Raw genomic sequence first — 24,181 nt, forward strand, 5'->3', positions numbered from 1 at the left:
GTAGGAGAGTGGAACCGTTCCGACGGCCACCCCGGTCTGACGATTTCGAGGTACTCGGCAGGTCCGAGTTACGGGCCCCATACGCACCCCTATTCGACGTGCTCTTCGCCTTATACTAATTCGTCAGAAGATCATACATCGACAGAGAGAACCCACTCAGAGAGCCATTGAGCGGGTTCAAGAGGATCGACCGCATCGTGCTATCCTACCCGTCGTGTCGCTCGTTGGTCGAAATTCGGGTGAATGAACTGACGCGGCGTCCGAAAGCGATCTAATAAATCATATATTGCTATATCGATATTGGTGCCAACCGCTACTACATCGCGTTGGCTTCGCCCACGGTTTTCCGTTTCAAACTGGGCCGCCCAAACGGCCGAATTGCCCCGGCTCGAGGCGATCTCGAGAGCGACAAGGAGACGCCCCCAGCGCCGAGGCTAAGCAAATTGAATAGACGGCCACGCGGTTCGAACTGATGGCTCTGTTCTGAAACGGGTTTCAATCTTTCCTCGAATATCCCATCTCTGGAGAGCCACGTGATCTCCTCGTCGGTAGTTATTCCCCGTTGGTGACCATCCACACCGCTATGGCCGATATGACTGTCGAGGAAGCGATGGAGAAGTACGGACCGTCGGAACTCACGCGCGACGATCTGCTGGTGCTCGAGGATCCCAACTACACCACGGAGAACGTCGCGATCGTGACCGGTGCCGGCTCGGGTATCGGGCAGGCGACCGCGCTGGCGTTCGCGGCGAACGGACTGACCGTCCTCGCGACGGACCACGACGAGGACGGACTCGCCGAAACGAGGACGCAGGCCGAGGAGCTGTCCCTGCCAGGAGAGCTCGTTACCGTGGTCGCCGACCTTACTAACGACCCGGCGCTCGAACGGATCGTCGACGAAGCCGCCGAGCAGGGCAACGTCCGATATCTGGTGAACATCGCCGGGATTCAGACCGTCGCACCCATCGAGTCGTTCCCGCTCGAGAAGTACGATCTGATGCACGACGTCATGCAGCGTGCCCCGATGGTACTCGCGAAACACTGCTTGCCACATTTCCGCGACAATGAAGACGGCAGGGGCGTCGTCGGGAACATGTGCTCGGTCCACGGCCACATCGTGACGCAGGACAAGGTCGCGTACAACACGACGAAGTTCGGGCTCCGCGGGCTGACGCAGTCGATCGCCGCCGAGGGTGATGGGAAGGTGCGAGCATTTACCGTCAGCACGGCCTACGTGAAGACGGCGCTCGTCGCGAAACAGCTTCCCGATACGGCGGATCGTCGCGACATGACCGTCGACGAGGTCGTAGAAAACGTGATGCTAGAGCACACGCGGGTCAAGGAGATGATGGAGCCCTACGAGGTCGCGAACCTGTTCGTGATGGGCTGTTCGAACCACAGCAAGCACCTCAACGGCGGCGACATGACTCACGAGGGCGGGATGAGCCTGACCTACTGAGCCTCGCAGCGTGCGTCACGGATCTTCGTCGGTTCGTCGATCACTCCGAGGGGTTTCTACTACGGAACCCAGTAGCTCCCCATCTCCGTCGACCAGCACTGCACTCGCAGGTAGCTTACGACATATCGTCGTTTTCAGCTGTGGAATTGTCGTCCGTCGCGTCGCTCGAGTCCCGAACCCACCGATCGACCGTCCGCTGGCGTTGCCGCGCTCGAAGCCGGTCCTGTAACCGCTCTTCGATGTCGGCCTGCATCTCGAGGCCGCGGTCCGAATCCACGTCGTACGCGGTCGCGGCTCGGCCGAGAAGCGTCGCGGAGCTGGCGGTGTCGGCCGTCACGCTGGCGAGTCGCCGCCGACGCTGGAAGATCGTGGCCGAATGGATGACGGCCTGAACTCGATAATAGGGGACGACTTTCGTCGTCCGCCGCCAGAATCCGGTGCGGGTGAGGAAGTACCGGCCGTCGATCCGGTAGCCCCGGCTCGACCACTTCAGGTGGGCAGCCAAGGGGACGAGGACTGCAAGGACCGCGAGGACGTACCATCGGTGGACGAGCGAGGTATATCGGGCCAGTGCGTATGCGATGCCGACCACACCAGCGACGACCAGCAGGTACCGGACGGCGTACCGTTCGCGTGCACGTCGCGGCGGGGACTCGAGGTCGATCGGCCCGAACGGTTCGATCGCCCGCGCGAGTTCCCTGACGCGGTCGGCATCGGCGAGGGGGATCGCGGATTCCGTCCCGCGGGAATCGGACTGTCCCGGCGCGTAGCCGGCCGTTTCGACGCTCAGTGCCGCGTAGCCGAACCACCGGAACGGGATCGATTCCGAAATCGTCAGCGTCTGGACCTTCTCGAGGGGAATCGTCCCGCTGTAGCGCTGGAGGAGGCCGCGCTCGTAGTAGAGTTCGTCGTCGACGCGGGTGAGCCGGAAGCCGTAGTATCTGGTAAACGTGAGGGCGGCGCTGATGAGCCAGGCGGCGAGCAGGAAGAGCAGGATGCCCCAGATGAGCGTGAACAGCCCCGACTCCGGCCCGGGAAGCCACGTGAAGCGATCCGTGGGGACGAGTGCCGTCGGATCGAGTCCGCTGGCGAAGGAGAGAGCGATCCCTCCCAGCAGACTCGCCCCCGGGTCGATCGTGAAGACACTTAGGATCGCAAGTTCGTGCGGCTGGATCTCGAACAGGACGTCCTCGTCGGTCGTCGGCTCGAACTCGTCCTCGTCGTCGGCGTCGCGAGCGCGTTCGTCGGCCGATTCGGCCCCGGTAGCGCTCCCGCCGCGTCGAAGCTGTCGCCTGAGCCGGTGAGCCTCTGCTTCGGCCACGTACTGCAGGCTGACTTCGGTCTGGCCGCCGCCGGCGGTTTCGATGTGGACGGCGGCGATACCGAGCACGCGACCGACGACGTTCTGCCTGATGTCGACGTTCTGGACCCGTCCGAGGGGCAGTTCGCGGTCCCTGCGCGCGAGCACGCCGGAGGTGACGTCGAACGTGTCGCCGGTGAGTTCGTACCGGAAACGCCGGTAGTAGGCGAACTCGTAGACGATGCCGACGACGATCCCGATCGCGACCAGTCCGAACACGGACAGCAGGTCGGTCCCGTTCCCGCCGGGTGAGGCGACGATACCGACGACGAAGAACAGAAAACCGGTATTGAGGCTTCGCGAGAGGGATCTGACCGCGACCGATGCGGGATGGAGCGTTTTCATACGGCGTCTTCACCCGCGCTTTCGATCGCGAGTTCCCGAAGCGACTCCTGTAAGTCCTCCGCACGGGTCGGTGTCAGTCCTGGGATCGACACGTCCGAGCTCCGGGAGCCGGCCGTGTAGATCACGACGGTCGCGAGCCCGGTCGTTCGCTCGAGCGGCGACCGCCGGGAGTCGACGTGCTGGACCCGGACGTAGGGGACGACGGTCTTGACGCGCGTGAAGACGCCGCGCTCGATGTACAGATCGTCGTCCCGGAGTTCGAATCGCCAGACCCCGTAGCGTCGCCAGGCCACGAAGACGCGCAAGAACGCGAGACCGACGGCGATCGACACGGCGGCCGGGACGAGGACGTCGGGCGCCGATTCCCAGAAATCCGTGCGCGTGAGTCCGATCGCCGCGCCGACGATGATCCCGCCGAAAATCGCGGCTCGAGCGAGCGCGAGGCCGAGCCAGACGACTCGCACTCGCGGAGTGAGCCGTTCCATACGTACCGTGAGGGGACGATCCGATTAAATGGTGGGAAAGCGGCGGCGGTTCTCACAGCCTGAATGGAGATCCCCACGCCTGTGGACTTCGAGGGTGTCCGAGACCCGGAGAACCCGAATCGAGTCGGTGCCGCCGGCGGCGTCGACGGCGGCGGACGAACTCGTCGTCCGAATACCCAGCTTCCAGATAGAAGCACTCTACGGACTGGTATCGGCGATTCCGGGCTGGGTCGGAGACCGCGTGTCAGTCGGCAATGCACAGATATATGTGAACAGTTAGCGTACATCCTGTTTGATGGGCAACGATAACGATACTCTCGAGTTGTTTGCCCTCCAGACAGCGTCCGATTCGGTTCCGGTCGACGAGGTGATTCGCCTCCTCGCGAACGTCCACGCGCGGAACGCGGTGGTTTATCTCCACGATCACCCCACAGCGACGCTCGACGAACTCGCCGATGCCCTCACCGCCGCGGCTGCCAGTGCCGACGAAACGATCGCGACGCCGTCCGATCGGAACCGGATTCTGATCCGGTTGCACCACGATATCCTCCCGCGACTCGCCGATCTGGACTTCATCGAGTTCGATAGCGAGACGAACACCGTCACCGAGACGCGGATCCCCGACGCGGTCGTCGCCGCTCTGGGAGTCAACGACTGACTGGCATGCACTCGCTTCGAGACATCCTCGAGACCGTCGGCCAACGGCGGAAAACCCTCGAGGTACACACCGACGAGGAGTCCGTTATTAGCGAGCTCCGACGGCAGTTCGACACCCGAAACGTCGACGTGACTCACCGGCAACTGGGATCGATCGACGAAACGGGGTTCGTACTCATCCGGGACAGCGACGGTGAGTTCCGGGGTGCGCTGGGACTCGACCAGTTCGAGGCCGTCCTGTCGCCCGAGATCCATCCGCCGTGGGAACTCGCCGACACCGAGTACGATCAGGCGGAACTGTTCAGCTTCCTCGAGAACACGCTGTTCTCGTCGTACAATCGCCGACAGATGCTCGCGACGTCGCGCGAAATCGAGGAGCGGGCGTGGCGAGTCGGCACCGGGCGGTTGTACGCGGGGTTCCAGCGGCCGGACGCGCTCCGGGCACAGACCGACCTCTACGATCGACTCGTAACTCGCAAGTCGGTCGCCGTCACGGTGTTTCTAGAGGGAGACTGTAACGTCCCCCTCGCTGATGACGTGAGGGTCGTTGCGGACTCTAACGGCGAACTCGGCGCGTTCTGGTTCCTGATCTATGACGACGGCGAGAGCGGTTCCCAAAACTGTGCGCTGATCGCCGAAGAACGAGGCAACGGACAGTACTACGGGTTCTGGACGTTCGATCCGACGATCGTCGGCGACCTGATCGCACACCTCGAGACGAGGTACGCCCTCTCGTAGTACACAATAGTAGCTACTGATACGGATCACACACTACTCACAATGTACTCGTGCGATTCGGTGTGCAGTGACGTTCAGTGGCAAGTATAACCGATCAGTCGTCCCGGACGACTCGAGTTTCGGGTATCGCTGGTCATTTCGTCGGCGCGCTGTGGGGCACTCGGTACGAAGAAAGCGTCTCGAGGGCTACTGCGTCGCGGTCCGAACGTCCTCGACGCGATACAGGTCGTCTTTCAGTCCGTTTCCGTCACAGTCCTCGCTCGGGCATTCGTAGTGCCAGCCGTCCTGAGTCGCAGTTCCCTCTCGGAACCGCTCCCCGCATACCTGGCAGAAGAGCTGTCCCTTTTTACACGTATCTCGGTGTAACTCGAGGGCGAGTTCGGTCTGGAACGACTGGTTGCAGTTACGACAGGTGTGCATATTTCGCCAGACGCGAGCATCCGCAAAAACTGCTTGGGTTCTTTTATTACGCCCCATAACGCGCTGATTCGCCGTCGCTGACCCGATTTACTGTTGACCGATCGGGAATAAAGAACGACCCGAATCCGTGTTTACTCGTCACCGAGTATTCCGGTAGCTGGTAGTTCGACCGACCCCAGTTTCTCCCGTCGGGACCCTTCGCGAAGGTGTCGATATCGTGTCACTCCGTCCGTCGATCGGCAGATTTCATTCGGTCAAAATCCGCGCCGAATTTGTGTCTGGCGCTCCAACGTTGTCGTGATGAACTCATTCGTAATCGGCGGGCGGTTGTTCGCAGGGGTGTTGCTCATCCTGGCGAACGCCTTCTTCGTCGCCATCGAGTTCGCGTTGACCCGTGCTCGACAGTTTACCGAGGACGAGTTCGTCGACGGGAATCCCAAATTGGAGCGGGCCTGGGAGATGACCGACGACCTCGAACTGTATCTCACGACGTGCCAGGTGGGAATTACGGCCTCGAGCATCGCCGTCGGGATCGTCGCCGAGCCGGCGCTCGCGGCCATCTTCGAGCCGCTGTTCGAAAACACCGTTTTGGCCACGATCGGGAGCGGAGCGATCCTCGCCTTCCTGATCATCAACCTCGTCCACCTGACCCACGGGGAACAGACGCCGACGTATCTCGGCGTCGAGCGGTCGCGGCTGGTCTGTCGGTACGGCGCGACGCCGCTGTACTGGTTCTACTGGATCATCTCGCCGATCATCACGCTCGGGGACGGCATTGCGAAACTGACGCTCAAACTCTTCGGGATCGAGATGACCGGCGCGTGGCTCGAGACCGAGGAGGACGTCATCGAATCGCGAGCGGACCTCCGGAACCGACTCGGGTCGGTCCTCGAGGAGGGCGACCTCCCGGAGGAGCGCCGTGAAGAGGTGTTGAACGCGTTCAATATCGGCGATCAGTCGATCCGGGATCTGATGGTGTCTCCCGAGGAGATCGTCGCGCTGTCGACGACGGCCGACCCCGAGGAGAACTTCCGAAAGATGGAGGAACGGCCACAGACCCGGTATCCGCTGGTCGGCGAGGAGTTGACCGATTTCCGCGGGATCGTCTACACGCCGGTGTTCGTCCGGCATCGGCAGGAGCTGGCCGACGGGTCCATCGACTTCGAGGAGCTCGCGGCCCCGCCGATGACGCTCTCGCCGGATACGGACGTCAGCGACGCAGTCGATCAGTTCCAGACGGAGAGTCAGGAGCTCGCGCTGGTGATCGAAGACGGCGAGGCCGTCGGGCTCGTCACCGTGACCGACCTGCTCGAGGCGGTGATGGGTGATATCGAGGATCCCCTCGATCAAGCAGAGCTCGATCCGGTCGATCGGTGATCGGTCGCGGACGGTCACACCGGCAGGCTGCTGCGTGCGTCTGATTTTTTCGTGTGGCGGTGAATGCAATGGCCGTGTACGACGATATCCTCGTGCCGACCGACGGGAGCGACTCGAGTACGGCGGCGGTCGAGCAGGCCGTCGCGATCGCGGACGGGGAGGCGGCGACGGTTCACTTCCTCCACGTCGTGGACGTGGGGACGGAGATGTCGGCGAGCGCGTCCGGGTCCATCGCGCCACAGCTCACCGAGACGCTCGAGGACGAAGCCGAGTCGGCCCTCGACGATGCAGCGAGCCGGGCCGAGGAAACGGGCATCGCGTACGACCAAGTCACTCGGGAGGGCGATCCCCACGAGGTGATCGCAGCGTACAGCGCCGACCACGAGATCGATCTCGTCGTCATGGGCGCGAGCGGTCGATCGGGGATGAAAGAACGCCTCCTCGGGAGCACGACTGATCGCGTCGTGCGCACGGTCGATACTTCTGTGCTGATCGCACGGGCCTAACCGTGTCCCAACTGCTTATCGGATCGCTATCCGAGGAGTCACTCACCGGCGATGGGAAGTAAAATTCGTTGAACTAGAGTAGTAGTATCCTACACTCCTCGGACGCCGATTAGGTGAATACAACGAATCATCTCTTTCTAATCGCGACAGTAACAATGTCGCGGTGGTATCAAAGACTACGATAATCGCCCCCTGACGTGATTACCCAGAAATTGTATATTTATTCTTTCATGTGTACTGTGTCATTAAGATTCAGAGGGGGGTAGAGCTCACCATGTCATACAATGGCATGCACTATGGGGAGGAATGGTATCGGCGTGGGTTCATGAAAGCGACCGGAGCGGCCACTGTACTCGGGTTGCAAGCAAGCATCGTCGGAGCGCAGGAGAACGGTCAAGGCGGCGAGGTCGTCACCACGGACGAGCAACCGGAGCTACCGGACGCACAACAGCGCATCGACCTGGCCGAACGGGTCGGTCCGCGAGACTTCCACGAGGAGAACTACGAGATAATCAACGTCCACCGCCGCAAGGAGGCGGTTCAGACGCTGTTGCGTGACCCGGAGGTCAACCGGGTCGCGAGCGACTGGATCGCCCACTTCATCAGTTACGAGGCGCTGACGAACCACCTCGACGCGATCAGCATCCAGGGGCCGACGGATTACACCGTCGACGGGAGCCTCGAATCGGGGACGTTCGACGTCACGGCGGTCGACCGGCAGACGATCTACGGGCTGATCGACCGGCGACGGAACGAGATCGTCGCGCTGCAGATCGAGGAGCCCACCGACGTCCAGTGGACCGAGGAGTACGAGCAGGAGCAGACACGTCGGGTTCAGCTCTTGCTGGACCAGCAAGAGATACAGCAGTACCTGCAAGGCAAGGACTACTGGCCGATGATAAAAGTGGCCGAAAGCATCACGAGCGGCCGCGGCCTCGCGCACTACGAGATTTCGGTGGTCATCCTCTACGCCGTCGACGAGGAGAACGTCAGCGTCGTCTCCGGGTTCATCGACGTGCGCGAAGAGGGCAACCCCGAGTTCCTGACGGCGTACATCGTCGACGACTTCATCCGGTATCCGGTCCAGCAGATGGCGCGGGAAACCGCCACGAACGACGAGTCGGTCCTCGGGCAGGTTCCGAACGTGCCCGTGGAGAAACGGCCGATGAAGACCGCCAACAACGGATTCCATCGGTTCGAAACCCTGCCTGAACAGCAGTTCCAGCAGGACAACTGGGACATCAGGTGGGAACCGCCCGAGACGCAGGGCGTGACCTTCTGGGGCGAGTACAACGGCAAGCCCGTGTTCAGCACGATGAACGCGATGGCGACACCGACGGCCTACGGGCTCCCGCCGCGCGAGGGCCGCAACACCCGAGAGTGGTACTTCCCGGACAACGAGCCGGTCATCAACGGCCACCACATCTTCTGGGACATCCACAGCATCCCCTTCGGCGGACCCGGCCAGTTGGCGAAGATAGACTACCCCGCACGCCGCGGGCATCCTTCGGGCTTCCAGTTCCGGACCCACTACCACACGGGGGCACAGGGCCGCGGGAGCGTCGACTTCCACACCGGGGCGCAGTTCGGGCCGTACAACTACAACATCTCCTACGAGTTCTTCGAGGACGGGCGCATCGTCCCCATCTGGCGCCGTCACGGGCCAGGCTACGTGGTCGAGGCGCTGCGTAACTACGGCGTCCCCGAGGACTGGGAGGGCGAGGAGACCGTCGTCCAGCAGTACCTCCATCTCACGGCCCTGGAGCCAACGCCCGGAACGACCGACGGCGGCGTCCGGACGCAAGTCTTCGACGGAGAGGAGTGGGTCACCCCCGAGAACGAATTCTACCTCGTCGGCGAACCCGGCCAGAAGGTCCGGTTCTCCAACCCCGACGGGAGCGAGCAAATCGACGTGCCGCTGAACCGCAACCTCGAGGTCGTCGTCGTCCGGCCCAACTCCGACGAAATCGGTCCCGCGCAGGACCAGGTGACCCGGACGATGGACAGGGAGGTCGAAAGCGAGTTCTACCATCCCGCCCAGTACGTCGACGACGAAAGCATCCAGGACCAGCGGGTCATCTTCTGGCTCATCATGGAGGCCTCGATGGACGAGGTGCCCCACCCGGCGGGCGTCACCGGCTACGTCGCGCAGGCAGAGTTCCAGCTCAACGGGTACGAGAACTAATCCGACTCTCGACGCTTCATCTTTATCGACATCGAAGTAGAGTAGATACGAGTACAGTAGTCGGCCCGACCGATGTACGGCACCACTGTCGGAACCCAACTGCAGTGGCGAACGATCCAGTGGCGATCAGTCCTCGAGTGGTTCCGTTCGTTGAGTGACTCTCAGCACGAGGGTGAGCGTTGGCTAACAGTTACCGTTCTACTCTCATCTCGGGTGATCGCCCCTCGAAAGCACTGGTTATGGAATCGCTGAATTTATCGAACTACTGGTACGGTAGTCGTCGGCGGTTCAGTCGTCCTGTCCGAGAATACCGCGCTCGGTCATCTTCCGGGGATCGAGCACCTCGTCGGCCTCCTCCTCGGTGAGATAGCCCTTCTCGAGGACGACCTCGCGAACGGTCTTGTCCTCCTTGAGCGCGGTCTTGGCGACCTCGCTGGCCTTGTCGTAGCCGATGTGGACGTTCAGCGAGGTTGCCATCGCCATCGACTGTTCGACGCGGTCCTCGCAGTACCTCTCGTTGGCCTCGAGTTTACGAACGAACCGCTCGCCGAAGACCTGGCTCGCGTTCGAGATGAGTTCGGCCGACTCGAGGAAGTTGTGTGCCAGCACGGGCTTGTAGAGGTTGAGGTCGATCTGGCCCTCCGCAGCGCCGGCGGAGACCGCGGCGTCGTTGCCGACGACCTGCTTGTGGACCTGATTGACGGCCTCGGCGACGACCGGGTTGATCTTCCCGGGCATGATCGAGGAGCCGGGCTGGTTCTCGGGCTGTTCGATCTCTCCGAGTCCGTTACGCGGGCCGGAAGCGAGCAGTCGGAGGTCGTTCGCGATCTTGTTCAGCGAGCCGGCGACGGTCCGGAGCGCGCCGTGGGCCTCGCTCATCGCGTCGTGGGCGGCCTGGGCCTCGAAGTGGTTGTCGGCCTCGCGGAACTGGACGCCGGTCTCCTTCGTGATGTACTCGGCCGCGCGGCCGGGGAACTCCTCGTGGGTGTTGAGACCGGTTCCGGTCGCGGTACCGCCGAGTGCCAGTTCGCCGAGGTGGTCCCGTACCTGATCGACGCGGGCCAGCCCCTTCTCGACCTGGGTCCGGTAGCCCGAAAACTCCTGTCCGAGCGTGACCGGCGTCGCGTCCTGCAGGTGCGTGCGACCGGTCTTGACGACGTCGTCGAACTCCTCCTCTTTCTCCTCGAGGGCCTCGCGGAGGGTATCGAGCGCCGGGATGACGTCCTTCTCGACGGCCTCGAGGGAGGCGACGTGCATCGCGGTCGGGATGACGTCGTTGGACGACTGGCCGTAGTTGACGTGGTCGTTGGGGTGGACGACGCGGTCGCCGATCTCGCTGCCCATGATTTCGGCGGCACGGTTGGCGATGACCTCGTTGGCGTTCATGTTCGAGGACGTCCCGGAGCCGGTCTGGAAGACGTCGACCGGGAACTGGTCGTCGTGTTCGCCGGCGATGACCTCGTCGGCGGCCTCGATGATCGCCTCGGCGACGTCGTCGTCGACCAGGCCGAGGTCGCGGTTGGCCTGTGCGGCGGCCTTCTTGACGACGCCCAGTCCGCGGACGAACCGACGGCTGAACGTGATCCCCGAGATGGGGAAGTTCTGAATGGCACGTTGGGTCTGTGCGCCCCAATACGCGTCCGCTGGCACCTGCATCTCGCCGAGGCTGTCCTCCTCGATTCGGTAGTCGTCTCCGTCTGCCATACGCGGAGCCTCGGCTCCAGTCAGGTAAAATCCACCGAAAGGCCGATATCGTCCGCGCGAGCGCGCTCGCGCAGCGCAGACTGGAGCCGGTCCCGGCCGGTGTCCTGTATACCGCGGGCCGTCTCGAGGTCGATATCGTAGATCGTCGGCGTCCCCCAGGCGAAGGTCCGCGAGCTGGCGGTATCGACGACCAGCGACGCCAGCCCGAGCCGACGCTGGAAGACCGATCGGCGGGTCGAGATCGTCTGGATCCGGTAGTACGGAACGACCGTCGTCCGCCGTTTCCAGAACCCGCTTCGGACGACGAGGTGGTCGTCGCCTACGACGTACCCCAGATGAACGTACTTCAGGTGCGCCGCGGGCGGCACTGCGGCGAAGACGATCGCGGTGAGATACCACCGCTCGAGCGCGGTGACCGCCGCGAGCCCGAACGCGGCGGCGACGATGACGGTTGCTATCAGGGCGTACCGGACGAGGTATCGTCGACGGGCCAGCGTCGGCGGGCTCCGGAACGCCGCCGACTCGAGGCCGGTGAGGTTCGCAGCGAACTGTCTGACTCGGGACGCGTCGGCAAGGGGAACGGCCGACTGGCTCCCGCTGCTACTATCGGGTCCGTAGCCGGCGGTCTCGACCCAGAGGCCGGCGTAGCCGAGCAGCCGCTGGACCGGGTTGTCGGTGATCGATACCGCCTGAATCTTGTCGGCGGGGATCGACCCGCTGTAGCGCTGGGCGAGCCCTCGTTCGTAGACGAAGTCCTCGCCGGCCCGCCCCAGCCGGAAGTCGTAGTACGCCACGAACGTGTAACCGACGTTCAGGACGTACGTGACGATGACCCCGTTGACGAGCGACACCAGCGTCAGGATCCCGTAACTCCCGACCGAGCCGCTCTGGAGATCCGCCGGCCCACCGAACGGCCGGGCAACGGCAATGAGGTACTCGAGGATCGCATCGTTCGCGAGGAAGAAGAGGAACAGAAGCCCCGCGCCGGCCGCGGGTCGGAACGAGGACAGCGAGTACAGGAGCAATTCTCGCGGCTCGAGGGCGAACAACTGCCGTCGACGGGGTCGGTCAGCGGGCGCTCGTTCCGCGGACGGCGTCGATCCGGGTTCCGAACGCGATCGAGTATCCGGTGTGCCGGCGCTCGAGTCGTCGGTATTGACGGCGGTATCGGTGGATTCCGATTCGCTACCGGTCTCGTCCGGGTCGCGCCGGGGCTCTCTTACCTCGGCAGTTCGACGGCGGATATCGCGCTGTAATCGCGTCGCGTCCGCCTCGCTGACGAACTGGAGCGACGCCTCGGTGTCGCCGCCGCCGGCGGTTTCGATCGAGACGACGGCGAGTCCGAGCACGCGCTGGAAGACGCCCTGCGCGACGTCTACGTTCTGAATGCGCCGATACGGAATCTCGCGCGAGCGCCGGGAGAACACGCCCGAGGTGACGTCGAACGTGTCCGCGGTGACGGCGTAGGTGAACCGATAGTAGTACGCGATGCCGTAGGCGACGCCGGCGACGAGTCCGATCGGTGCCAGCACGAAGATCCAGCCGACGTCCACGAACTCGAAGATACTCGAGAGGATCATGACGAGGAAAAACGGCATCGAGAATCCGGTGACGCCGCGCTGGAGGGCCATCGACACCGCGCTGAGTGGATGGAGTCGGTTCATGTTAGACGGCGTCGTCAGCTTCGCTTTCGACGGCCAATCCGCGAAGCGTCTCCTGCAGCCGTCGGGCGCGTTCCGGCGTCAATCCCGGGATCCGAACGTCCGCGTTCCGGGTGCCGGCCGTGTAGACCACGACGCTCGAGAGGCCGAGCAGCCGCTCGACGGGACCGAACTGGGTGTCGACGTGCTGGACCCGAACGAACGGGACAGCAGTCTCGACGAACGTGACGACACCTCGCTCGAGGTAGAGGGCGTCGTCCTGCAGTTCGAACCGCCAGACCCGGTAGAGGCGGACGGCGTAGACGATTCCGAGGAGCAGTGCGAGTACGGATGCGGCCACGACGGCGACTCCCGGCACGGTAACGAGCCACTGGTCGACGGCAGCGAGGGCGACGGCGAGGACGACCGCCGCGAGGGCACCGCGAGCGATCCAGAGCAACCGAATGCGGGGATGTAGCGACTCCATACCCGTATCGTGTCAATACTAATAAATAAAACCACGGTTCCGAACGTGTAGACGTCCTCGAGGCGGTCGACGGATCGACACGGGAGGCGAAACTCCCGCACTGAAAGGAAACACGAGAGTCAGTTTTCCCACCACTGCTGCGAGGAGGACGGTCGTCCTGATAAAGAGGGCAGGGTGTCGTAACCCCGCTACTGGTTCGCCTCGAGGTCCTCGTACTCAGCGGGCGTGTACGTCGACAGCTCGAGGGCGTGGATATCGGTCGTCATGTGGTCGCCGAGCGCGTCGTACACTTCTTGATGTTGCTGGACGAGCGGCAGGTCCTCGAAGACCGGCGAGACGACGGTCGCGGCGAGGTGGTCCTCGTCGTGTTCGTCGCGTGCGTACGTGACCGTCGCGTCGGCGTCTGCGAGGTTCGATTCGATGAGTTCCTCGACGGCTGCTGGTTGCATAGAAAGAACGTGCACCGCTCGAGGCAAAAACGCCGCGGTCCCGGCCAGTGAGAGGGAGTACCGCTCTCTCAGAACGGCACGTCGGAGGGGACGTCTTTTCCTGACGAGTTGCCGTCGCCCAGCCCGTCGAATCCGGTGGTGACGGAGACGTGATCGACGGCGTCGATATCGGACGGGAGTCGCCGCTGGATCGCCTGCGTCGTCATCGGACTGACCCCACAACCGCTACAGGCACCGGTGAGATTGATCGAGACGCGACGCTCCTCGAGATCGACCTCGGTGATCGCGAACTCGCCGCCGTGGCTTTCGATCTGCGGGAAGTTCCGTCGGAGGAACAGCGACACGTCTTCGCGGATGGCGTCCTCGGGGGACTGCTCCGTTTCGGACTCGCTCATGTGAGAGACGAGGGACTGAAGCGGTATATACTGTCGGGCGAACCGGTTCTCGGCTTGAGTCCGAAACTCCCGCCGATCGGATACCTGTGAACCACCGCGGCCGAAATAGCGCGATTTTATATCGACTCGAGACGCCGGGTGGGATATGTCACTGGCAGCCGAGACGCGCCGCGCGGTCGAACGCCACCCGTTTCTGCTGACCGCCCTCCGGGCAGATATCGTCAACTACAGCGCCGCCGCCCGCTTTCTTGAGGTCGACGGCGAACCCGACGCGATCGCGACGGCACTGCGCCGGTACGCCGACGAACTGCCGACGTACGAGACGGACGCCCGCGAGGTCCGGGTCCGGATGGAAAGCGGAATCGGGCCGCTCGAGGATACCGACGGGGACACGGACGCGCTCGTCACCGTCGGCGGCGCGGCATTTGGCCCCTGCGGTGGCGAACGCACGGCTATCGTCGCGACGGGCGACGTCGATACGGGTGCGCTCACCGACGTGCTCGCACGCCTTTCGACCGAAGAGATTTCGCCCGAGGCGGCAGGCGTTGCCGACGAAACGATGGTGCTCGTGGTCGATCGACTCGCGGGTGCGAACGCGCTTCGCGCGGTCGAGGACGCGCTCGAGCGAGTGCGCGTTCGGTAGGTGAGACATTAGGTTGCCATTGGTCCGAGCCCAGTTCGACTCCTGTGATGAATGATTGAGATCGTATCAGTCTAATTTGCTGGAAAGCAGCTCAGTACGACAGTCAGCCGAGCACAACTGATTTGTGACTCATGGCCAACGGTACTGTATGCTGATTCAGGCCGTCTCGGAACCGACGGACGAGCCGGTTCCCAGAGCGATCCTCTCCGAACTGATCGCCGACACGATCACCGCGCTGCCCAAAGTAATCTCGGGCGTTCTCTTCCTGGTGGTCGCCTACCTCCTGATCAAGATCGCACTGTGGGTCACTCGGTCCGTCCTCGAGCGAATGCATCCCGACGAGCAGCGGCTCATCGTGGATCTCTCCGTGACGATCGTGGGCGTGTTCCTCTGGTTCGGCGCTGCGCTCGCCTTCCTGAAGATCGTCGGGCTGGGTGACGTGGCGGCCAGTTTGGGGACCGCCGGCGGGTTCATCGGGTTGGGCGTGGCGTTCGCGCTCAAGGAAATGATCGCCGATACGGTCGCCGGTATCTACCTGCTCCGCGATCCGGACTTCGAGGTCGGCGACACCGTCAACACGGCCTCGGTGACCGGAACGGTCACGCAGATCGACCTCCGGAAGACGCGAATCCGGGCCGACGACGGGACTCTGGTCGTCCTCGCGAACCGCGACGTCGAGAAGAAGTGGACGAACGAATCGAGCGCCGCGAGCGAATCGCGGGTCGAAGCACCCGCCGAATAGCCGACCGGCTGTGACGGTCCCGCCGACCCTCGAGAGAAGCCGACGAATGCGGCCGCCGAACTCGTCGGTATCGGTCCGGCTCGAAAACGCGCCGCGTTCGGGTGGCATCACACTGTTTAACTTTCGGCCGGGGGAAGTGCCGGTAATGACCCTGCACGTGACGAACACGTTGACGGGCGAAAAAGAGCCGTTCGAGCCACAGGATCCCGAGAACGTTCTCCTCTACTACTGTGGCCTGACGGTCTCGGATCCGCCACACCTGGGCCACGCGCGGTCGTGGGTCCACGTCGACGTCATGCACCGCTGGCTCGAGCACCTCTCGTACGACGTGCGTCACGTCGAGAACTTCACCGACGTCAACGAGAAGATCGTCGCCCGCGTCGGCGAGGACGACCTCGGCGAGAGCGAGGGCGACGTCGCGGAGACCTACATCCAGCGGACGATCGACGACATGCGCTCGCTGAACCTCCTGCGCGCGGAGGTCTATCCGCGAGTATCCGAACACGTCCCCGAGATCATCGACCTCGTCGAGACGCTGATCGAGAAGGGCTACGCCTACGAGTCGAACGGGTCGGTCTACTTCGACGTGAGCAGTTTCGACGAGTACGGCAAGCTCTCGAACCAGGAACTCGACGAGATCGAGTCCCAGGGCGACCCCGACGAGCGCACCGAAAAGCGCAATCCGGCGGATTTCGCGCTCTGGAAGGCCGGCGGTGTCGATCCCGACGCGGTCGAAGAGCACCGCCACGAGGGCGTCGACCACGGCGGCGACCCGCCCGAGGGACTGACCTGGGAGTCGCCGTGGAGCGAGGGCCGACCGGGCTGGCACATCGAGTGCTCGGCGATGAGCATGACCCACCTCGACGAGACGCTGGACGTCCACGTCGGCGGTCGCGATCTGGTCTTCCCCCACCACGAAAACGAGATCGCACAGTCGGAAGCCGCGACGGACCGGCAGTTCGCGAACTACTGGCTCCACTGCGAACTGTTCCAGATGGACGAGGAGAAGATGTCCTCGAGTCTGGGCAACTTCGTCACGGTCGACGAGGCGATCGACCGCTGGGGGACGAACGTCATGCGGACGTTCCTGACCGCCGGCTCCTACAACAGCAAACAGCTCTACTCGGACGAGACGATTGCCGAAGCTCAGGAGCGATGGGAGCAACTCGAGCGCGGCTACGAGGCGGCCGTCGACGCCCTCGACTCGCCGGCGGCGAGTTCGAAGGTCGCGGACGAGTCGCTCCGCGACGAGGTCGACGGCGCGCGCGAAGCGTTCGCGACCGCGATGAACGACGACTTCAACACGCGGGAGGCCCAGTCCGCGCTCCTCTCCGTGTCGACGGCGATCAACCGGCACCTCGAGGAGAGCAGCGGGGACGGTGACGAAGGTGCGGGCTACGATTACCGCGGCCTCCGGCAGGCCGTCGAGACCCTCGAGGAACTGGGTCGCATCCTCGGCCTCTCCTTTACCGGCGAGACGACGGGCTCCGCGGAACTCGCGGGCGACGTCGTCGACCTCGTGCTCGACGTCCGCGAGCGGGAACGCGAGGCAGGCAACTACGAGCGGGCCGACGAGTTGCGCGACGAACTCGAGGCGCTCGGGATCGAAGTGCAGGATACGGACGACGGCTCGACGTATCGACTGCCGTCGGGGGAGTAATCGACTGTTCGATCGGGCAGTTCTCACGGATCGGGTCTATCGACACGCCTCAAGTACGTCGCAACCCTAGGGGCGGTATGAGTGGAACAGGCTCGGTTGTCGCTGCCGGCTTCGATTCCCTGCCGGCACGCGTCGCGATTCTCGACGCCGACGGGGAAATCGTCTACACGAACGAGTCGTGGGATTCCTTCGGCGTCGATCAGGGGCTGGCCGAGGGGGCCGGTGGGGTCGGCAACAACTACCTCGCAGTCTGCGACGCCAGCGACGACGCGAACGCGACCGAGGCGGCACGCGGGATCCGGGCGGTCGTAAGCGGCGAGTGCGCGGAGTTCTCCCTCGAGTATCCCTGCCACACACCCGAGGAGGACGGCTGGTTCATGCTGCAGGTGAAACCCTACGAGATCGAGGGTGAGCGCTTCGTACTGGCGATGCACGTGGACATCACCGATCGGCGACTGCTCGAGCAACGGACCGCCGAACAGGCCGAGCGAATGGAATCGTTCGCGAAGTTGCTCTCACACGACCTTCGAAATCCGTTGTCGGTCGCGCTGGCCCACGCCGAGATGCTCGAGTTGGACGACGAGATCGACCTCAGCGGCGAGGGGAGTGATCGAACGCCGCTGCGGTCGTCCCTCGAGCGAATGGAAGCGATCATCGACGACGCACTGGCGCTGGTCGCGATCGAGACCGTAGAGGAAACCGAACTCGTTCCGCTCGCGACGGTGGTCGAGACCGCGTGGGACAACGTTTCAACGGATTCCGCGACGGTTTCGGTGGTCGACGACATCGCGATCCGCGTGAACGCCTCGCTCGTCAGTCACCTCTTCGAGAACCTGTTCCGAAATGCTGTCGAGCATAGCTCGACGAACCCTGACTCGCACGCTCGTCAGAATGCCGTGGAACACGGTTCCACGGATCCTGCTTCGCTGGCTCAGCAGGATACCGTCGAGCCCGCCAACGGCGTTCGTGTCGAGGTCGGCGCCCTGGAAAGGGACACTCAAAACGACGAAGGCCGCGATTCGGCGGCTAGCGGTGACGACCACGAGGGAGCCGAGATCGACTGGACGGCCGACTTGGCCGCATTCGATGGATTTTACGTCGAAGACGACGGCCCAGGGATTCCGGCCGACCTGCGCGAGCAGGTGTTCGAATCGGGCTACTCGAGCGACGACGGGTCGGGCTTCGGCCTCGCGATCGTCGCGGAAGTCGCTGACGCACACGGCTGGTCGGTTTCGGTGAGGACGGGTCGCGACGGCGGAGCCAGATTCGAGATCAGAGACGTCTCGGTCGTCGAACTCTAGACGGTCCGAGCAGCCACACAAACAGTGATTTGGAAGTGGAGACTACACCGCGATAGTCGCTTCGTCGCCCGCCGGAGAACGGGTGGTTTGCACGACGGGTCAGAATCTCGAGCATTGCCACGATCTCGTCGCAGACGATTCGGGCTGCGATGAGGGGAATCGAAACGGGAAGTCTATAGCCCGGTTTCGCGGCGCTGAGTCGATGTGAGCGGTGAATGCTCCCGCAGTCAGAGGCCGATCGCGGTCGCGATCGAGAGCCCGCTCGCGAGGGCGCCGAGCAGGTAGCCGCCGATCGCGCCGCCGTTGAGGAGCGGTAATCCGGCGTGGGCCCGCCCCTCGAGGACCATGTACATGAGCACGAGCAGGCCGGCGATCGTGCCGAGCGACGCGCCGAGCGCCGGCAGGTTGAGCGCGATACCGGGAACCGAGAGCGCGTCGACGTCGAGGAAGGCGGCCGCGCTGGCGACGAGAATCGTCGGGATAACGGCGTCGCCGAGGCCGATGAAAAGCGCGTCGCGATCGAGGGCGCCAGCGTCGGGTTCGGCCTCGTTCTCGAACGCACCTCCGTCGGTCGCTTCGCCGTCGGCCACGGTCTCAGCCCCGCCGTTCTCGAGGACGTCGTCGGTACCGCCGGCTGCGAGATAGGAGTAAGAGAGGGTCATCGGGACGACGAGGACGACGGGGATCTTGAGGTCCATGACGCCCTCGGCGAGGTCCAGCATGTGTTCGGTGCCGTAGACGCTGATGGCATCGTAGACCGCGAGCACCGAGAGCAACACGAGGGCGGGGAGCAGGCCGAAACTGATTCCGAACAGGGCGGCGGCACCGGCACCCATCACGACCCCCGCACCGTCGATGACGTACCACTCGGGATACCACAGTAGCGCCGCCCCGACGGCCAGCGAGGCGACGATCGCGAGGCCGCTCGCGACGCCGTCGGAGACGAAGGGCGAAACGACTGTCGGGACGAGCTCAGCGAAGACGTACCACGAGATCATCACGCTGACCCCGACGAGCAAGAGCCTGATGAGCCAGTCGAGGTCGTATCTGAACGCTGCGAGCATGAGCCCGGTCGCGACCAGCATGACGCCAACGTAGAGGATACTGTTGATCGGATTTTCGGGATCCTCGACGGCCTGACGGCCCGACTCGGTGAACGGCTCGAGCAGTGCCAGTGCACCGAGTTGAATGGCGAGGAACAGCAGTACCGTCATCCCGACGGCAGCGAGGATCCGGGTCCGGTCGTTCATGGCGCGGCGTTCGCACCCCGCTCGTATTGGTTTTTCCACTCCGGATTCGCGACGAAGACGTATGCAATCCGAGGCAGAAGCGGGGAGGAGTTCGACCGACAGTACCGCTACCGCGCGTACAACGTCGATCCAACCAGCGACGGGAGGTGAACGGCGTCGTCCGGCGTCACCGCCAGATAGGGCCTCGAGACGGGACCGAAGACATCGACCACGCGGCCGACCTCCTCGAGGTCGTCGTCGATGACCATCGTCCCGATGTCGTCGCGGTGGCCGTCAATAGCGGTGGTGCTCTCGCCGCCGTCGACCTCGTCTGCTCGCAGGATCGCAAGCCCCTGTGCGGTGCGGACGACCGTGCCAACCCGATGCATGTTACTCACGCATCGCGACGACGTAGGCCGCGACGGCCTGGACGAGGTCGTTCTTCGTCGAGTCGTCGGCCCCGCGGACCACGACTCGGCCGCGGTCGGCCCAGTGCTCTCGGGAGTAGGCTTTGTCCCGCTCGATCGTGGCGTCGTACCCGATCTGCTGGACGGCTTTCGCGATCTCGTCGACGGTGGGTTCCTCGACCGCCAGATCCTCGGACACGCGCCGTCCCTCGGCCCGTGAAAGGTCCGCATCCAGATAGGCGGGCCAGATGACGTTCTCGACCATGCGCGTTCCTGCGAGGTCAGGCGAGTAAACCCTTTTCAAAACGATACGTCGAGCGGTGCCGTCCGAACGGAGTGACGACACCGAGAATCGTCTACAGTTAGCGCCGCCTCGAGACGAATCCGACGGCGGCCAGCAGGGCGACCAGTGTCGCAACGACGCCGAATCCGGGAATCGGACTCTCGTTGGGTTCGCCGCCGGTCGCGTCGGTATCGCTCTCGTTCGTACCGTCGAGGTCGTCGCTCGCCTGCTCGTAGGCATCCGAGTGAACAGTTTCGACGATATCGACGATCGCGTAGACGATCTGGGGGGCCGGCTGGCTCATCTGATTCGCGTTAACTGCGAGGACGTTGTCGTTCTGAAACGCCGTCGTCGCCTCGACCGACTGGTGAATCGGCGGTTCCGATCTGTCGTCGGGGTAGATGATCCAGTCGGGGTTCTCGTCGACGACCGTTTCGGGATTGATCTGTCCGTACCCCTGAATGCCGGCACGATCGGCCACGTTTTCGACGCCTGCTGTCGTCATCGCCTCGTGAATGAACGTACCCGATCCGGCGGTATAGCCGTCGCCCATCGCGTAGTACGCCAGGGGTCGATCCACGTTCTCGAGGGCCCGATCGACGACCGCGAGTTGCCGGTCCATCCAGTCGACGGTCGCTCGAGCACCGTCGCACTCGCCGGTGAGTTCGCCGGTCGTTACGACGTTGGCACGGACGTCGTCGATCGATTCGGCCGTTTCGAAGTGATAGACCGTGAGTCCGGCGTTGCGGAGTTGCTCGATGGACTCCTTCTCCGTCGCGTTGGCAGCCAGGACCAGGTCGGGATCGAGGTCGATCACCCGCTCGGGGACGAGCTGGTAATTGTCGGTCACGGCCGTCCGGTTACCCAGTTCGAGGTCGCTCGTCGCCGGATTGTCGGGCATTCCTACGAGGCGGTCCTCGGCACCGATTTCGAACATCGTCTGGGCGTCGCTGGGCTGGAGCGCCACGACCGATTCCGGTCGTTCGTCGAGCGCGATCGGTTCACCTGTTGCGTCGGTCACCTCGAGCGGAAACTCACACGCCACGGTCGAGTCAGATCCGCCGTTCGACTGTGCGGCGCCGACGGGAGCGAACGCCGAGACGGCGAGCAAGACTGCCAAGAAAACGGGTAGGTATCGTCGCATCTGTACTACCTCTTCACCACTTCAACAAATATTTGCCTACTGCAAGATTGGTTGCTGTGTATGTATCGACCGGCCCGAACGATGGCGTGGTCGGCGGGGCTTCTCGTCGTGCTGGTCGCCGTCGTCCTTAGCAGTGCCGCACTCGGTCCGGTCAGAATCGACGTTCTCACGGTCGCGATGGCGATGTTGAACGCGATCGTGGTGCCGACGAGCGTGACGGTCGGCAGTTGGTCGGTCCCCATCCTCGGCGTCTCGGTTCCCGTTCTCGGACTCGAGTACGCCCCGATCTTTTCCTTCGACGTGCCGGCGACGCGTCAGATCATCGTCGCGGATGTACGGTTACCCCGGATCGCACTCGCGGCGACGGTCGGGCTCGCACTCGCCGCTGCGGGGACGGTGATGCAGGGATTCTTTCGGAACCCGCTGGCGGATCCGTCGGTCATCGGAGTATCCTCCGGTGCCGCGGCAGGTGCCGTCGCCGCGATCGCCTTTCCCGCAGTGATTCCGTTCGGCGGACTCCATCTCTCGGCGTTCGTCGGCGCGCTCGGAACTGCCTTTCTCGTCTACGGGATCGCTACCGAGGGCGGGCGAACGCCCGTCGCGACGCTGTTGCTCGCGGGCGTCGCGGTCCAGGCCTTCCTCGGCGCGATGATTTCCTACATGCTCGTCCACAGCGGCGACTCGCTCAGGGAGGCCGTCGTCTGGATGATGGGCCATCTCAACAACAGCCAGTGGAGCGACGTCGCGTTCGCGCTGCCGATCACGCTCGTCGGCGTCCTCGTCCTCTGTACGTTCCGTCGGGAACTGAACGTCCTCTTGCTCGGCGAGGAGGACGCCCACCACCTCGGCATCGAGGTCGAGCGAACGAAACTGCTCTTGCTCGCGCTCGCGAGCATCGTCACCGCCGCCGGCGTTGCGGTCGCAGGCGTCATCGGATTCGTCGGTCTCGTCGTCCCCCACATCATGCGACTGATCGTCGGCCCGGATCACCGGATCCTGTTGCCGACCAGCGCGCTCGCGGGCGCATCGTTCCTCGTCGCCACCGATACGATCGCTCGAGCGGGACCTGCCGTCGTCCCGGTCGGCATCATCACGGCGGCGCTCGGGGCGCCGTTCTTCCTGTTCTTGCTCACTCGCCGGGAGGTGCAATCGCTGTGATCGACTTCGATCGACTCACGAAACGGTTTGGCATCGGCTCCGGGTCGGAATCCGGCGTCCCCGCCGAGTCGAAACCCGGTCCCGAACCGAACCCGGATCCGGTGGCGATCAGCGTCGACGACTGCTCGCTGTCGTTCGGCGAGCTCTCCGTACTCGAGGCGGTATCTCTCTCGATCGAGCCCGGGGAGTTCGTCGGCCTCGTCGGCCCGAACGGAGCCGGGAAGACGACGTTACTCCGTGCGATCAGCGGCGCGCTCGAGCCCGGTTCGGGTTCAGTTACGGTCGGCGGTGTCGACGTCCACGGTGTTCCCTCGCGGGCCTCGAGCCGACTCGTCGCCGTCGTTCCGCAGGACACCTCGCTCTCGTTCTCCTTCCCGGTTCGCGACGTCGTCGAAATGGGGCGACATCCACACCGCTCGCGGTTCTCGTCGCCTGGACCCGACGACCGCGCGGCGGTCGAGCACGCCCTCGAACGGACCCGCACGGCCGAACTCGCCGACCGGCCGATCGACGAGATCAGCGGTGGTCAGCGCCAGCGGGTCGTGCTCGCGCGGGCGATCGCGCAGGAAACGCCGGTGATGTTGCTCGACGAGCCGACGGCGAGTCTCGATATCAACCATCAGGTCGAAACCCTCGAGCTGGTTCGCGAGCTGGTCGAGGACGGCAAGACCGTGATCGCGGCGATTCACGATCTGGACCTGGCCGCACGGTACTGCGATCGACTCGTGTTGCTCGCCGACGGCTCGGTCGCCCGGAATGGACCTCCCTCGAGCGTTCTGACCAGCGGCGCGCTCGCGGATGCGTTCGATGCGAACGCCGTCGTAACGCCGAACCCGGTGACGGGGACCGAGGCGGTGACTGCGTTCGCGGCCGACCGGGAGCCAGAGCGTCTCCCGGATCGGGTACACGTGCTCGGGTCCGGGTCCGCCGCTGCCGGGGCCGTCGCCCGACTCGAGGCCGTGGGAATCTCCGTCTCGCTCGGGCCAGTTTCGTCGGGCGACGCCGCGGCCGAAACGGCGCGGTCCCTCGGCGTCGAGACCGTCGAAACCGATCCGTTCGAACCGATCTCCGCTGCGCAGCGAGCGACCGTCGCAACGTTCGTTCGAGACGCCGATGCGACGGTGCTCGCCGATTTCGTCGTGGGGTCCGGCAATCGGAGCATCCTCGAGACCGTCGACGAGTCGGACTCGCTCGTCGTGATCGAAACGCGGCTGTTCGCCGAGCGGAACTTCGCCGGGGATGGGGCTCGAAACCGTTACGAGCGATATCGCGAGCGAGCGCTCGAGGTGCCAGTGAGTCGCGTGCTCGAGGCAGTCACGGCGGCCGACGGGAACCGATCCGGACAGCAGTCGTCGGTGCCGATCGATTCGGACGACGATTAACGGGTGCCGAGATTGCCGAGCGCGT

23 protein-coding genes and 1 pseudogene are annotated in these 24,181 nt (G+C 64.0%); 12 read left to right on the top strand and 12 right to left on the bottom strand.

Features of this window, described 5'->3' with window-relative positions:
- The first annotated feature begins 592 nt into the window (after positions 1-592).
- Positions 593-1,459, top strand: a complete 867-nt coding sequence (locus LDB05_RS03175) for an SDR family NAD(P)-dependent oxidoreductase (protein ID WP_226007862.1) — start codon at positions 593-595, stop codon at positions 1,457-1,459.
- A gap of 115 nt (positions 1,460-1,574) precedes the next feature.
- Here the strand turns inward: LDB05_RS03175 and LDB05_RS03180 are convergent, their stop codons facing one another.
- Together LDB05_RS03180 and LDB05_RS03185 are read right to left on the bottom strand one after the other, a co-directional pair.
- Positions 1,575-3,164, bottom strand: a complete 1,590-nt coding sequence (locus LDB05_RS03180; protein ID WP_226006486.1) for a PH domain-containing protein — start codon at positions 3,162-3,164, stop codon at positions 1,575-1,577.
- The gene (locus tag LDB05_RS03185) at positions 3,161-3,649 is read right to left on the bottom strand and encodes a PH domain-containing protein (RefSeq protein ID WP_226006487.1); all 489 of its coding nucleotides are present in this window, start codon (positions 3,647-3,649) and stop codon (positions 3,161-3,163) included. Before LDB05_RS03185 ends, LDB05_RS03180 begins: the two co-directional genes overlap by 4 nt.
- A gap of 295 nt (positions 3,650-3,944) precedes the next feature.
- Here LDB05_RS03185 and LDB05_RS03190 point away from each other — a divergent pair, with 295 nt between their 5' ends.
- Complete coding sequence (locus LDB05_RS03190; protein WP_226006488.1) at positions 3,945-4,307, top strand: DUF7344 domain-containing protein; 363 nt, start codon at positions 3,945-3,947, stop codon at positions 4,305-4,307.
- A 5-nt stretch (positions 4,308-4,312) separates the two neighbouring features.
- A complete protein-coding gene (locus LDB05_RS03195) occupies positions 4,313-5,044 on the top strand; it encodes a DICT sensory domain-containing protein (protein WP_226006489.1) in 732 nt (243 codons plus the stop codon).
- Between the two features lie 186 nt (positions 5,045-5,230).
- Here the strand turns inward: LDB05_RS03195 and LDB05_RS03200 are convergent, their stop codons facing one another.
- Positions 5,231-5,464, bottom strand: coding sequence for an HVO_2901 family zinc finger protein (locus tag LDB05_RS03200; protein ID WP_226006490.1), 234 nt, complete (start codon positions 5,462-5,464; stop codon positions 5,231-5,233).
- A 300-nt stretch (positions 5,465-5,764) separates the two neighbouring features.
- On the opposite strand from LDB05_RS03200, the gene LDB05_RS03205 reads away from it, so the two are divergent.
- The 3 genes from LDB05_RS03205 (at position 5,765) to LDB05_RS03215 (ending at position 9,532) form a co-directional block, all read left to right on the top strand.
- Positions 5,765-6,841 carry a hemolysin family protein gene (locus tag LDB05_RS03205; RefSeq protein ID WP_226006491.1) on the top strand — a complete coding sequence of 359 codons (1,077 nt, stop codon included), beginning with the start codon at positions 5,765-5,767 and terminating at the stop codon, positions 6,839-6,841.
- Between the two features lie 74 nt (positions 6,842-6,915).
- Entirely contained in the window at positions 6,916-7,347 is a 432-nt protein-coding gene (locus tag LDB05_RS03210; RefSeq protein ID WP_226007863.1) for a universal stress protein, read from the top strand.
- A 325-nt stretch (positions 7,348-7,672) separates the two neighbouring features.
- On the top strand, positions 7,673-9,532 hold the full coding sequence (locus tag LDB05_RS03215; RefSeq protein ID WP_226006492.1) for a hypothetical protein: 1,860 nt from the start codon (positions 7,673-7,675) through the stop codon (positions 9,530-9,532).
- Between the two features lie 288 nt (positions 9,533-9,820).
- On the opposite strand, the gene LDB05_RS03220 is transcribed toward LDB05_RS03215, so the two are convergent.
- From LDB05_RS03220 to LDB05_RS03240, 5 genes are all read right to left on the bottom strand, one after another.
- Positions 9,821-11,236 carry a class II fumarate hydratase gene (locus tag LDB05_RS03220; protein ID WP_226006493.1) on the bottom strand — a complete coding sequence of 472 codons (1,416 nt, stop codon included), beginning with the start codon at positions 11,234-11,236 and terminating at the stop codon, positions 9,821-9,823.
- 20 nt (positions 11,237-11,256) lie between these two features.
- Positions 11,257-12,900, bottom strand: coding sequence for a PH domain-containing protein (locus tag LDB05_RS03225; RefSeq protein ID WP_226006494.1), 1,644 nt, complete (start codon positions 12,898-12,900; stop codon positions 11,257-11,259).
- 1 nt (position 12,901) lies between these two features.
- Complete coding sequence (locus LDB05_RS03230; RefSeq protein WP_226006495.1) at positions 12,902-13,363, bottom strand: PH domain-containing protein; 462 nt, start codon at positions 13,361-13,363, stop codon at positions 12,902-12,904.
- 188 nt (positions 13,364-13,551) lie between these two features.
- Positions 13,552-13,812 carry a BolA family protein gene (locus LDB05_RS03235; RefSeq protein WP_226006496.1) on the bottom strand — a complete coding sequence of 87 codons (261 nt, stop codon included), beginning with the start codon at positions 13,810-13,812 and terminating at the stop codon, positions 13,552-13,554.
- 68 nt (positions 13,813-13,880) lie between these two features.
- Positions 13,881-14,207 carry a NifU family protein gene (locus LDB05_RS03240; RefSeq protein WP_226006497.1) on the bottom strand — a complete coding sequence of 109 codons (327 nt, stop codon included), beginning with the start codon at positions 14,205-14,207 and terminating at the stop codon, positions 13,881-13,883.
- A 145-nt stretch (positions 14,208-14,352) separates the two neighbouring features.
- On the opposite strand from LDB05_RS03240, the gene LDB05_RS03245 reads away from it, so the two are divergent.
- From LDB05_RS03245 to LDB05_RS03260, 4 genes are all read left to right on the top strand, one after another.
- Complete coding sequence (locus LDB05_RS03245) at positions 14,353-14,850, top strand: DUF7523 family protein (protein WP_226006498.1); 498 nt, start codon at positions 14,353-14,355, stop codon at positions 14,848-14,850.
- 148 nt (positions 14,851-14,998) lie between these two features.
- Complete coding sequence (locus tag LDB05_RS03250) at positions 14,999-15,592, top strand: mechanosensitive ion channel domain-containing protein (RefSeq protein WP_226006499.1); 594 nt, start codon at positions 14,999-15,001, stop codon at positions 15,590-15,592.
- A gap of 145 nt (positions 15,593-15,737) precedes the next feature.
- Positions 15,738-17,252 carry a cysteine--tRNA ligase gene (cysS, locus tag LDB05_RS03255; protein WP_226006500.1) on the top strand — a complete coding sequence of 505 codons (1,515 nt, stop codon included), beginning with the start codon at positions 15,738-15,740 and terminating at the stop codon, positions 17,250-17,252.
- A 77-nt stretch (positions 17,253-17,329) separates the two neighbouring features.
- Positions 17,330-18,553 carry a PAS domain-containing sensor histidine kinase gene (locus LDB05_RS03260; protein ID WP_226006501.1) on the top strand — a complete coding sequence of 408 codons (1,224 nt, stop codon included), beginning with the start codon at positions 17,330-17,332 and terminating at the stop codon, positions 18,551-18,553.
- A 227-nt stretch (positions 18,554-18,780) separates the two neighbouring features.
- Here LDB05_RS03260 and LDB05_RS03265 read toward each other — a convergent pair whose 3' ends face one another.
- The 4 genes from LDB05_RS03265 to LDB05_RS03280 all read right to left on the bottom strand — a co-directional run bounded on the left by LDB05_RS03265 (position 18,781) and on the right by LDB05_RS03280 (position 21,616).
- Complete coding sequence (locus LDB05_RS03265) at positions 18,781-19,803, bottom strand: presenilin family intramembrane aspartyl protease PSH (protein ID WP_226006502.1); 1,023 nt, start codon at positions 19,801-19,803, stop codon at positions 18,781-18,783.
- Positions 19,804-19,910: 107 nt separating this feature from the next.
- The gene (locus tag LDB05_RS03270; protein WP_226006503.1) at positions 19,911-20,171 is read right to left on the bottom strand and encodes an H/ACA ribonucleoprotein complex subunit GAR1; all 261 of its coding nucleotides are present in this window, start codon (positions 20,169-20,171) and stop codon (positions 19,911-19,913) included.
- A gap of 1 nt (position 20,172) precedes the next feature.
- On the bottom strand, positions 20,173-20,454 hold the full coding sequence (gene srp19 / locus LDB05_RS03275) for a signal recognition particle subunit SRP19 (protein ID WP_226006504.1): 282 nt from the start codon (positions 20,452-20,454) through the stop codon (positions 20,173-20,175).
- Between the two features lie 97 nt (positions 20,455-20,551).
- On the bottom strand, positions 20,552-21,616 hold the full coding sequence (locus tag LDB05_RS03280) for a PGF-CTERM-anchored ABC transporter substrate-binding protein (protein WP_226006505.1): 1,065 nt from the start codon (positions 21,614-21,616) through the stop codon (positions 20,552-20,554).
- A gap of 60 nt (positions 21,617-21,676) precedes the next feature.
- Between LDB05_RS03280 and btuC the strand changes: the two genes are divergently transcribed.
- Entirely contained in the window at positions 21,677-22,774 is a 1,098-nt protein-coding gene (btuC, locus tag LDB05_RS03285) for a vitamin B12 ABC transporter permease BtuC (RefSeq protein ID WP_226006506.1), read from the top strand.
- 164 nt (positions 22,775-22,938) lie between these two features.
- Positions 22,939-24,156, top strand: a pseudogene (locus LDB05_RS03290) (ATP-binding cassette domain-containing protein); the annotation flags it as partial.
- Positions 24,157-24,181 lie beyond the last annotated feature (25 nt).

Source organism: Natrinema salinisoli, assembly GCF_020405205.1.
GTDB lineage: Archaea > Halobacteriota > Halobacteria > Halobacteriales > Natrialbaceae > Natrinema > Natrinema salinisoli.

What these genes read in the sequence shown, in the direction of transcription:
- LDB05_RS03220 (WP_226006493.1), bottom strand. Translation starts at nt 11,236, where the DNA reads ATGGCAGACGGAGACGACTACCGAATCGAGGAGGACAGCCTCGGCGAG.
- LDB05_RS03200 (WP_226006490.1), bottom strand. Translation starts at nt 5,464, where the DNA reads ATGCACACCTGTCGTAACTGCAACCAGTCGTTCCAGACCGAACTCGCC.
- LDB05_RS03280 (WP_226006505.1), bottom strand. Translation starts at nt 21,616, where the DNA reads ATGCGACGATACCTACCCGTTTTCTTGGCAGTCTTGCTCGCCGTCTCG.
- LDB05_RS03195 (WP_226006489.1), top strand. Translation starts at nt 4,313, where the DNA reads ATGCACTCGCTTCGAGACATCCTCGAGACCGTCGGCCAACGGCGGAAA.
- LDB05_RS03245 (WP_226006498.1), top strand. Translation starts at nt 14,353, where the DNA reads ATGTCACTGGCAGCCGAGACGCGCCGCGCGGTCGAACGCCACCCGTTT.
- cysS (WP_226006500.1), top strand. Translation starts at nt 15,738, where the DNA reads ATGACCCTGCACGTGACGAACACGTTGACGGGCGAAAAAGAGCCGTTC.
- srp19 (WP_226006504.1), bottom strand. Translation starts at nt 20,454, where the DNA reads ATGGTCGAGAACGTCATCTGGCCCGCCTATCTGGATGCGGACCTTTCA.
- LDB05_RS03175 (WP_226007862.1), top strand. Translation starts at nt 593, where the DNA reads ATGACTGTCGAGGAAGCGATGGAGAAGTACGGACCGTCGGAACTCACG.
- LDB05_RS03240 (WP_226006497.1), bottom strand. Translation starts at nt 14,207, where the DNA reads ATGAGCGAGTCCGAAACGGAGCAGTCCCCCGAGGACGCCATCCGCGAA.
- LDB05_RS03205 (WP_226006491.1), top strand. Translation starts at nt 5,765, where the DNA reads ATGAACTCATTCGTAATCGGCGGGCGGTTGTTCGCAGGGGTGTTGCTC.
- LDB05_RS03225 (WP_226006494.1), bottom strand. Translation starts at nt 12,900, where the DNA reads ATGAACCGACTCCATCCACTCAGCGCGGTGTCGATGGCCCTCCAGCGC.
- LDB05_RS03185 (WP_226006487.1), bottom strand. Translation starts at nt 3,649, where the DNA reads ATGGAACGGCTCACTCCGCGAGTGCGAGTCGTCTGGCTCGGCCTCGCG.
- LDB05_RS03215 (WP_226006492.1), top strand. Translation starts at nt 7,673, where the DNA reads ATGAAAGCGACCGGAGCGGCCACTGTACTCGGGTTGCAAGCAAGCATC.
- LDB05_RS03265 (WP_226006502.1), bottom strand. Translation starts at nt 19,803, where the DNA reads ATGAACGACCGGACCCGGATCCTCGCTGCCGTCGGGATGACGGTACTG.
- btuC (WP_226006506.1), top strand. Translation starts at nt 21,677, where the DNA reads ATGTATCGACCGGCCCGAACGATGGCGTGGTCGGCGGGGCTTCTCGTC.
- LDB05_RS03180 (WP_226006486.1), bottom strand. Translation starts at nt 3,164, where the DNA reads ATGAAAACGCTCCATCCCGCATCGGTCGCGGTCAGATCCCTCTCGCGA.
- LDB05_RS03230 (WP_226006495.1), bottom strand. Translation starts at nt 13,363, where the DNA reads ATGGAGTCGCTACATCCCCGCATTCGGTTGCTCTGGATCGCTCGCGGT.
- LDB05_RS03235 (WP_226006496.1), bottom strand. Translation starts at nt 13,812, where the DNA reads ATGCAACCAGCAGCCGTCGAGGAACTCATCGAATCGAACCTCGCAGAC.
- LDB05_RS03190 (WP_226006488.1), top strand. Translation starts at nt 3,945, where the DNA reads ATGGGCAACGATAACGATACTCTCGAGTTGTTTGCCCTCCAGACAGCG.
- LDB05_RS03260 (WP_226006501.1), top strand. Translation starts at nt 17,330, where the DNA reads ATGAGTGGAACAGGCTCGGTTGTCGCTGCCGGCTTCGATTCCCTGCCG.
- LDB05_RS03270 (WP_226006503.1), bottom strand. Translation starts at nt 20,171, where the DNA reads ATGCATCGGGTTGGCACGGTCGTCCGCACCGCACAGGGGCTTGCGATC.
- LDB05_RS03250 (WP_226006499.1), top strand. Translation starts at nt 14,999, where the DNA reads ATGCTGATTCAGGCCGTCTCGGAACCGACGGACGAGCCGGTTCCCAGA.